The organism is Marisediminitalea alba (assembly GCF_002993365.1).
Taxonomy (GTDB): Bacteria; Pseudomonadota; Gammaproteobacteria; order Enterobacterales; family Alteromonadaceae; genus Alteromonas; species Alteromonas alba.
In genome coordinates this window covers 22624-31484 of sequence record NZ_PVNP01000038.1, presented here as the reverse complement: position 1 = coordinate 31484, position 8861 = coordinate 22624, and the positions used below count along the sequence as shown (strand labels likewise).

General features: G+C 49.7%; 9 protein-coding genes. 6 read left to right on the top strand and 3 right to left on the bottom strand.

The window, feature by feature from the left end; genetic code table 11:
- Window positions 1-89 precede the first annotated feature (89 nt).
- Both C6Y40_RS04840 and C6Y40_RS04835 read left to right on the top strand, forming a co-directional pair.
- Window positions 90-1124 carry an IS110 family RNA-guided transposase gene (locus C6Y40_RS04840; protein WP_105933601.1) on the top strand — a complete coding sequence of 345 codons (1035 nt, stop codon included), beginning with the start codon at window positions 90-92 and terminating at the stop codon, window positions 1122-1124.
- A gap of 327 nt (window positions 1125-1451) precedes the next feature.
- Window positions 1452-2855: an alanine/glycine:cation symporter family protein gene (locus C6Y40_RS04835; RefSeq protein ID WP_105933600.1), complete on the top strand. Its 1404-nt coding sequence runs from the start codon at window positions 1452-1454 to the stop codon at window positions 2853-2855.
- A gap of 37 nt (window positions 2856-2892) precedes the next feature.
- Here the strand turns inward: C6Y40_RS04835 and C6Y40_RS04830 are convergent, their stop codons facing one another.
- Window positions 2893-3441, bottom strand: a complete 549-nt coding sequence (locus C6Y40_RS04830; RefSeq protein ID WP_105933599.1) for a carboxymuconolactone decarboxylase family protein — start codon at window positions 3439-3441, stop codon at window positions 2893-2895.
- A gap of 108 nt (window positions 3442-3549) precedes the next feature.
- On the opposite strand from C6Y40_RS04830, the gene C6Y40_RS04825 reads away from it, so the two are divergent.
- The gene (locus C6Y40_RS04825; RefSeq protein WP_105933598.1) at window positions 3550-4131 is read left to right on the top strand and encodes a TetR/AcrR family transcriptional regulator; all 582 of its coding nucleotides are present in this window, start codon (window positions 3550-3552) and stop codon (window positions 4129-4131) included.
- 27 nt (window positions 4132-4158) lie between these two features.
- Here the strand turns inward: C6Y40_RS04825 and C6Y40_RS24690 are convergent, their stop codons facing one another.
- Window positions 4159-4335, bottom strand: coding sequence for a hypothetical protein (locus C6Y40_RS24690; RefSeq protein WP_170308411.1), 177 nt, complete (start codon window positions 4333-4335; stop codon window positions 4159-4161).
- Window positions 4335-5507: an FAD-dependent oxidoreductase gene (locus C6Y40_RS04820; protein ID WP_105933597.1), complete on the bottom strand. Its 1173-nt coding sequence runs from the start codon at window positions 5505-5507 to the stop codon at window positions 4335-4337. The genes C6Y40_RS24690 and C6Y40_RS04820 overlap by 1 nt, the downstream gene beginning before the upstream one ends.
- Window positions 5508-5799: 292 nt before the next feature.
- Between C6Y40_RS04820 and miaB the strand changes: the two genes are divergently transcribed.
- From miaB to ybeY, 3 genes are read left to right on the top strand one after another with little or no spacing between them, the layout of a single operon-like run.
- The gene (gene miaB, locus C6Y40_RS04815) at window positions 5800-7236 is read left to right on the top strand and encodes a tRNA (N6-isopentenyl adenosine(37)-C2)-methylthiotransferase MiaB (RefSeq protein WP_105933605.1); all 1437 of its coding nucleotides are present in this window, start codon (window positions 5800-5802) and stop codon (window positions 7234-7236) included.
- 16 nt (window positions 7237-7252) lie between these two features.
- Window positions 7253-8305 carry a PhoH family protein gene (locus C6Y40_RS04810; RefSeq protein ID WP_105933596.1) on the top strand — a complete coding sequence of 351 codons (1053 nt, stop codon included), beginning with the start codon at window positions 7253-7255 and terminating at the stop codon, window positions 8303-8305.
- On the top strand, window positions 8306-8779 hold the full coding sequence (ybeY, locus tag C6Y40_RS04805) for an rRNA maturation RNase YbeY (RefSeq protein ID WP_105933595.1): 474 nt from the start codon (window positions 8306-8308) through the stop codon (window positions 8777-8779).
- Window positions 8780-8861: the final 82 nt, after the last annotated feature.

Sequence of the window (8861 nt, the reverse complement as noted above, 5' to 3'; positions counted from 1 at the left end):
GATTAATGGTATGGACCCTCTCCTCCCATAAAGGCTTCAAATGAGCCAAGATAGAGTTGTTGAATCACTATCAAGAAGGAGAAGGTCACATGAATAAGGTAACAATAGGTTTAGATATCGCCAAGTCTGTTTTTCATTTAGTTGTTATGAATCAGTCCGGCAGAGTACTCAAAAAGAAGAAGTTAAAGCGTTATCAGGTGCTGTCCTATTTTAGCCAACTGGAGCCAAGTATCGTGGTGATGGAAGCCTGTGGCAGTTGCCATTATTGGTGTCGTGAGCTGACAAAAGCGGGGCATGAAGTCAAAGCCATCGCGCCGCAATATGTTGTGGCATACCGAAAAGGCAATAAACACGATTACAATGATGCAGAGGCGATAGCCGAGGCCTCACAGCGTGAAGGGATGCGATTTGTGCCGTTTAAGTCTCAGGAACAACAAGATATTCAGCTCATGCATCGTATTCGAGAGCGTATGATAGCGCAGCAAACAGCGTTGAGTAATCAGATAAGAGGCTCGTTGGCTGAATACGGTATTGTGTATGCACGGGGCGTAGCGACCGTGGTGAAAGAATTACCTTTCACCTTGGAAGAGGCTGATAATGGATTGAGTATGCTAGCTCGCCAACTGTTTCAAGGTTTATTCAACGATTTGTTGGTGTTACGGGAGCGCATTAAGGAAATGGATAAGGAGTTGAAAGCATTTGCACAAAACCACCCTGTATGCGAGCGCTTAATGAGCATGACCGGTATTGGGCCACTGATTGCTACTGCTTTATATGCAGGTATTGGACAAGGACAGGCTTTTAATAGTGGTCGACATTTAGCCGCTTGGTTGGGTATCGTCCCCAAACAACATACAACGGGAGATAACCCGAGATTGCTGGGTATCAGCAAACGCGGGAATACGTATTTACGCACCCAGATGATTAACGGTGCCAGAGCCGCCTTGCGCCATATCGGTGATAAAACCGATAAAGTGAGCCAGTGGTGTCGGGCTTGCTTAGCGCGAATGAGCTTTAACAAAGCTTGCGTCGCGCTGGCCAATAAGATGGCGAGAATGGCCTGGGCCATGCTGCACCATCAACAGGATTATCTGCCAGGGCAGATAAATAAAGCTGCGGTTTAGCCGGTCAAACCCAAACCAGTAGTAAGCACGTAAACGAAAACAGGAAGCCTATCAACGCATTGCAAAAGACAACGTACTGATGATTAACGGTTCATAACCATCTTGTTCAAATCAGATTATACCAAGGGCCTTCGAGGCCGCCGGATTGATGAGACAACAAGATGCGAACAACCATCAAGGCTAGAAGCCACATGACTTCACTAAAAAGCCGAATATATGGCAGCAATGAATCACGTTAATTAGTCAACACGGTGTCTTGCAATCGGAGAGGGTCCATATATGGTATATTTTATTCCCACCTTATAATAATTAAACAGGAACTCTTCAGTGCTCAACGACATCGTTGCGTTTATTAATAATATTCTCTGGGGTAACGGCCAGGTTCTCATTTACATGCTGTTGATTTGTGGTATTTGGTTCACAATTCGACTTGGCGGTGTGCAAATTAAACATTTTGGCCATATGTTCAGCCTGCTGAAAGGCAGCACCAGCAGCAACAAAGAAGGCATTAGTTCATTCCAGGCACTGTGTACCAGTTTGTCTGCACGGGTGGGCACAGGTAACCTGGCAGGCGTAGCCGTGGCTATTTCTCTCGGTGGCGCCGGCAGTATTTTCTGGATGTGGGTTATCGCGCTACTAGGTATGGCAACCGGCTTTGCCGAGAGTGTGCTGGGCCAGTTGTATAAGGTTAAGGATGACAACGGCGAATTCCGTGGCGGACCGGCTTATTACATTAAGCAGGGGCTGAATAAAACCTGGCTGGCCGTGGCGTTTTCACTGTGCTTATTCTTAGGTTATGGTTTTATCTTTTCCGCCGTCCAGGCCAATACCATCACCGATGCGCTGAATGCCGCCTACGACATTCCAACCAGCTATTCAGGTATGGCGATTATCGCCCTGGCAGCGCTCATTGTAGTGGGCGGTTTACGCGGTATTGCCCGTTTTGCGGAATGGGTGGTGCCGTTTATGGGCATCAGTTACGTACTTGCTGCCCTGCTGGTGTGTGCTATCAATATTACCGAACTACCAGCCATGCTGATGAATATTATTCAGTCTGCCTTTGGTTTACAGGAAGCTGGCGCCGGAGCCATGGGGGCGGCGGTGAAAAACGGTATCCAGCGTGGTTTATATTCTAACGAAGCCGGTTCAGGGAGCGTACCTCACGCTGCTGCGAGTGCTGCGCCTAACCCTAATCATCCGGTTTCCCAGGGCTATATCCAAATGCTTGGCGTCTTCCTGGACACCATGGTGCTGTGTACAGCTACGGCATTTATTATTTTACTTGCCGGCGGCTCCAGCAGCGAGCAGATGGAAGGGATCCGTTTAACCCAGTCTGCTATGGAAACGCATATTGGTGCCGGTGGCGCTGATTTCGTTGCCGCGGCAATTTGCTTTTTCTCGTTTACTTCAGTGGTGGCCAACTACGCTTACGGTGAAAGTAACCTGCATATGTTTAAGCTCGATAACAAAATAGGCCGTATCGTTTATACCTGCGGTTATCTGGCGATGATTTTCTGGGGCTCAATGGCCGCGTTACCTGAAGTGTGGGCAGCAGCGGATATGGCGTTAGGCTTAATGTCAGTGATCAATATTATCGCCATCATGTGGATGACACCCACTATCGTCAGTATCAGCAAGGATTACTTTAATAAACGCGAGCGGGGCGAAACGCCGGAATACAAAACCGGCGACTGCGAGATTCAGGGTAAAACTGAAGACGGTATCTGGTAATTAACAACAGGGCCTGATGAATCAGGCCCTGTTTGCTTTAGGCTGGATGCCACTCATATTTCGCGAAGGCTTTATCCACCGGTGTATCTGCCAGATGGTTAATGTAATTGCTCATAACCTTCTGCGCCAGAATCAAAATAATCTCCAACAGCTGCTGCTTGCTGTAACCGGCATCAAAAAAGGCGGTAAGTTTAGCAGTATCCGGATTGCCCCGGTCGAGCAGAATGGCTTTGGTTGTTTCGCGCAGCACTTCCAGTTTGTCTGGTAACGGGGTTTTATGTCTTAGTGCTTCGGTAATGCTATCGTCCACTTTCATACTTTTGGCAATGCCAGTATGCGCTGGTACACAGTAGTGACATTCGTGCTCCACATTCGCCGTTTGCCACACTACAGTGAGCTCTTCAGGGCTGAACGACGTATTCTGAGCCTGAGTGTGTAAAAATTTATAGCTCAGCAGCACCGCCGGGGACTCCGCCATCACCCCGTGTAAATTGGGGATCATGCCAAATGAGGCAATGGAGTCCTCTAGTAGCGGCTGTGCTGCTTCCGGCGCACTTTTCATTGTGTAAATGGTAAAATCTGTCATAGCTGTCCTTTATTTTTGGTTGGTGAAGTTTTACCATAACGCCTGCATGAACGATCGTTCAAGTTAAATTTGAGCGATCGTTCAAATTAATATTTATAAGGTAGACAAATGGGTTATCCACGGGAACAAAGTATTCAACAGGCAACCGAGGTGTTTTGGTTAAAAGGCTATCTTGGCACCGGCATGCGAGACCTGCAGACCGCGCTGGATAAACGTCCTGGTAGTATTTATTCCGCGTTCGGCAGTAAGGAAGGGTTGTATCTTGAGGTGCTTAACCATTACACCGGCGTACTGCATGGTCAGATTATGGCTGTTGCAAACAGTGATACACCGTTGCAGCAACTACGCGAATTCCTGCGTTTCCCTTTAACGGTAGAGGACAGCGCCGCGCATAAAATTCAGTGCCTGATTGTGAAAACCCAGGCCGACTGGGCGGAACTGCCAGAAGGCGTAAAAAGTGAGCTGCAAGCTGCGCTGGCACACTTGCGTGAAGCCTTTCAGGCGGTGATTTTAAAAGCCCGGAGTACGGGTGAACTGGCCGCTGATATACCGGTTGAGCGCGCTGCGATGTGGTTACAGGGCCAGTTTATCGCCATGCGAACTCTGGCAACCAGCGTGGAATCGCCGACAAGCCTGAGCTGGATGGTGGATAAAATTGTCAGTGATTTAAGCGGTGAATGGGCGCAGTAATTACGCCCGCGCCGCAACCTGGCCGGCCTAAGTCACCAGCATTTTGATTAACTGAGCAACCAGTAAAATCATTAATAGCGGCCAGAACCAGCGGGTCAGTTTCGACATATCCTCACCGCTCATTCGCCATTTCGACTTTTCCAGCAATGGCACAATAATTATCAGTGCCAGAAATAATATGCCAAGAATATAAAGTATGGTCATTAAGCTAATCCCATTGCGTATTTGAGTACCTGAGCCTTTATTGGCCCGGTATGTTGCGCCAGTTTTAGCAAGCCATTCCGTAGCCATTTCAGCGGCGTATGATCATTACTGAAGGTGGTATAAAACCCATCCATGGCAGTCATCATCAGCGCGTTATCCCGCTGACGTGGCCGCTGGTATCCGGTACGTAAGCGAGCAGCAAAGTCTTCGCCGTTCGCCTGGCCGTTGGCGGTTTGACCCAGCAGGCAAGCCACGTCTTTAAACCCCAGGTTTACCCCCTGCCCGGCCAATGGATTAATGGTATGTGCTGCATCCCCTACCAGAATAATGCCTGGCACCACATATTCACTGGCATGTCTTCTAATGAGGGTGAAGGCGGCTTTATTCAATACCTTAAAGTCATCACCTAATGGCGGGAAGTCGTTTTCGATTGCCTGCTTTAGCTGGGCTGGCGATAGTTTTGCTAAAGCCGCCAGACGCGACGGGCTGTCGTACCAGATAAGCGAGGCGTAATTATCGTGCATAGGCAGTAAAGCTCGCGGGCCATGGGGCGTAAATTGCTGCCAGGTACAATCAGCTACCGGCTGAGTAAATTCCACAATAATGCCCATGGCCTGCTGAGCGTACTGCCAGCCTGAAATACCAATCCCGGCAAGCTGGCGCACCTGGGATTCGGCACCATCGGCCCCGACCAGCCATTTAGTGGTAATTTCGTCACCGGATCCCAGGCTGATAATCACTGGTTCATCAGCGCTGGCAGAGCGCTTAATACCGCTAATCTGCGCCGGTGAGTACCATGTAACGTTATCGAAGTTTTTCAGCGCCTGATGACAGCCCAGCTGAATCAGCCGGTTTTCCACAAAGTAGCCCAGGCGTTCGAAGCCGGCATCACTGGCGGTGAAATCAGTTCGGCAGTCCGGCCGCTCCCACACCGATAACTCACTGTAAGAGCGTACCCGCATGGCTTCAATATGTTGCCAGGCCCCCAGCGCACGCAGTAGGTCTACCGATGCCACACTGATGGCTGACATACGTAAATCCGGCGGCTGAGCAGCCTCAAAAGGTTGCGGCGGACGTTGTTCTATAATCGCTACCTGATAACCCTGCTGTGCCAGTCCTAACGCGGTGGCGGCGCCCACCATGCCAGCACCATTAATACAAAAATCAAACATATAGGAACCCTGTTTATGTTTTGCGATTATGCCCCAACTCAGGGGTTAAATCTAACCTGCGCTTTATATCAGTGCGTTAGCAATAAATCATGAAGTTTAAGCTGTTACGTAAACTTGCCTTGGGCTGGATCGAAAAAGCGCTAAAATCCCGCTCAGACCGGTTCACAAGGGTGGCGATCAGGGTTTATAACAGTTAAAATACGCGGCTATTTTGACCAATATCGCTGCGCGCCCGGGGTTAACTTAATTATCCTGAGTGTTGGCGCCAGCCCAACGTGATTATCGAATTGTTATGAGTAAAAAGCTGTACATCAAAACCTGGGGTTGCCAGATGAATGAGTATGATTCGGAAAAAATGGCCGATCTGCTCGATTCAACTCACGGGTATTCGCTGGCTGAAGAAGCGGAACAGGCCGATGTTATTTTGCTCAACACCTGCTCTATCCGCGAAAAAGCCCAGGAAAAAGTGTTCCATCAATTGGGCCGCTGGAAAAACCTGAAAAAGACCAACCCGGATCTGATCATTGGTGTGGGCGGTTGTGTGGCCTCACAGGAAGGCGATCACATTCGTCAGCGGGCGCCGTTTGTCGATCTTATTTTCGGACCGCAAACCCTGCACCGCTTGCCTGAAATGATTAATCAAATCCAGGCTGGCGAAACATCGGTAGTGGATGTCAGCTTTCCGGAAATCGAAAAGTTCGACCGCCTGCCAGAGCCCCGCGCAGAAGGCCCAACGGCGTTTGTTTCTATTATGGAAGGCTGCTCCAAATACTGTAGCTTCTGTGTAGTACCTTACACCCGTGGCGAAGAAGTCAGTCGCCCGGTGGATGATGTACTGCTGGAAGTCGCTCAGCTGGCAGAACAAGGCGTGCGTGAAGTAAACCTGCTGGGTCAGAACGTTAACGCGTTTCGTGGCGAGCACCACGACGGCTCTGTGTGCCGCTTTGCCGAACTGCTGGAACTGATTGCCGCCATTGATGGTATCGACCGTATTCGTTACACCACCTCACATCCGGTGGAATTTACCGACGACATTATTGCCGTGTACGAAACCGTACCAGAGCTGGTTGATCACCTGCACCTGCCGGTGCAAAGTGGCTCGGATCGTATTCTCAATTTAATGAAACGCGGCCACACTGCCCTTGAATATAAGTCAAAGATCCGCAAATTACGTAAAGTGCGCCCGAATATCAGCATGTCTTCTGACTTTATTATCGGCTTCCCTGGCGAAACCGATGCAGACTTCGAAGCTACCATGGACTTAATTCAGGCAGTGGATTATGACCTGAGCTTCAGCTTTATTTATTCAGCGCGCCCGGGCACACCGGCGGCGGATGCCGTAGACGATGTAAGCGGAGACACCAAAAAACAACGTCTTTATTTGTTGCAGCAACGTATTAACCAGCAGGCACTGCGCATTGCCCGCAATATGCTGGATACTGAGCAGCGCATTCTGGTGGAAGGCCCATCGAAAAAAGACATTATGGAGTTACAGGGGCGTACCGAGAATAACCGGGTAGTTAACTTCCCGGGTACACCCGATATGATTGGCGAGTTTGTGGATGTTAAAATCACCGACGTATTCAGTAACTCGCTGCGTGGCGAAGTGGTTCGCCGCGAGGCCGACATGGGCCTGCGCGTAGCCGTATCACCGCAAAGCATTTTAGCCAAGCATCAGGCCGAGCTGCCTGATGAACTTGGTGTAAGCCAATTTCAACCTTCAATTTAAGAGGCAGTAAAGCAACTTGAGTAAACTGGTAAGTAATGAAGTCGTGCTGGAACCGGAAGATAATAAACGGTTATCCAGCCTGTGCGGCCCGTTCGACGATAATATCAAGCAAATTGAGCGTCGACTGGGCGTCGAAATCACCTATCGCAACAACTTTTTTAAGATTGTTGGCGAGCCTCAGCAAACCAAAGGCGCCGGTGAGTTACTTAAGTTACTGTACATCGAGACGCAGCCGATTAAAGGGCTGATACCGGATTTACCCCCCGAGCAGGTTCATCTTGCCATTCAGGAAGCCAATTGCCTGGAGCGCGAAGAATCCGGCCAGTACGGCAAAGAAATCAATATCAAGACCAAGCGTGGTGTTATTAAGCCACGTAATCCTCATCAGGCGCAGTACGTGGCTAATGTGGTCAATCACGATATTACCTTTGGTATTGGCCCGGCGGGTACCGGTAAAACCTACCTGGCAGTAGCCTGCGCTGTAGATGCCCTGGAACGTCAGGAAGTGCGCCGTATTCTGCTCACCCGCCCGGCAGTCGAGGCCGGTGAAAAACTTGGTTTTCTGCCCGGCGATTTATCCCAGAAGGTCGACCCTTATTTGCGCCCTCTTTACGATGCCCTGTTTGAAATGATGGGCTTCGAGAAAGTGGAAAAGCTCATGGAGCGTAATGTTATTGAAGTCGCCCCGCTGGCTTATATGCGTGGCCGTACGCTCAATGATGCCTTTATCATTCTTGATGAAAGCCAGAACACCACCGTAGAACAAATGAAAATGTTCCTCACCCGGATTGGCTTTAACTCCCAGGCGGTTATCACCGGTGATATTACCCAGGTGGATTTACCGCGCGGCGCGCGCTCTGGCCTGCGTCACGCCATTAATGTGTTGCAGGATGTGAATGACATTTCCTTTAACTTCTTTACTGCCGGCGACGTGGTTCGTCACCCGGTTGTTGCACGCATTGTGCAGGCTTATGAAGATTACGACGCCGAGCAGGAGCGTATGCGGATTGCTAAAAAAGCAGCCCAGGAACAGGAAAAGCAAGACAAATCCGACGAGAGTGATGATTAAGTGAGCGCCGTTGTTGATTACCAGCAAGCCTATGAAGGCGCCGCTGAACTTATCGCTTCTATTCCGGACGAAGCCCAGCTCACCGCGTGGGCTTCGTTGGTTCTGAATCACCTGGAAACAGGCGAAAAAGAGCTCACCGTACGGTTTGTTGATAGCGACGAGTCACAATCGCTTAACCACGAATACCGCGGCAAGGACAAGCCAACCAATGTGCTGTCTTTTCCCTTTGAGTGCCCGCCGGAAGTGCCGCTTAACCTGCTTGGCGATCTGGTTGTTTGCGTGCCGGTTATCGCTGCAGAAGCTGCCGAGCAACACAAAGCAATTGGCGACCACTATGCCCATATGATCATTCACGGCACCCTGCATTTACTGGGATTCGACCATATTGAAGAAGATGAAGCGCAGGCCATGGAGCAACTTGAAATTGACCTGTTAGCCAAATTATCCATTGACGACCCGTATCAAGACGATTAACTTTGCAAAAGACGCAGGCGCTTTTTCATTGTTCATGCGGGCCGTAAAGCCAGAAATAAACAAGAAACAGACCCTATAACGC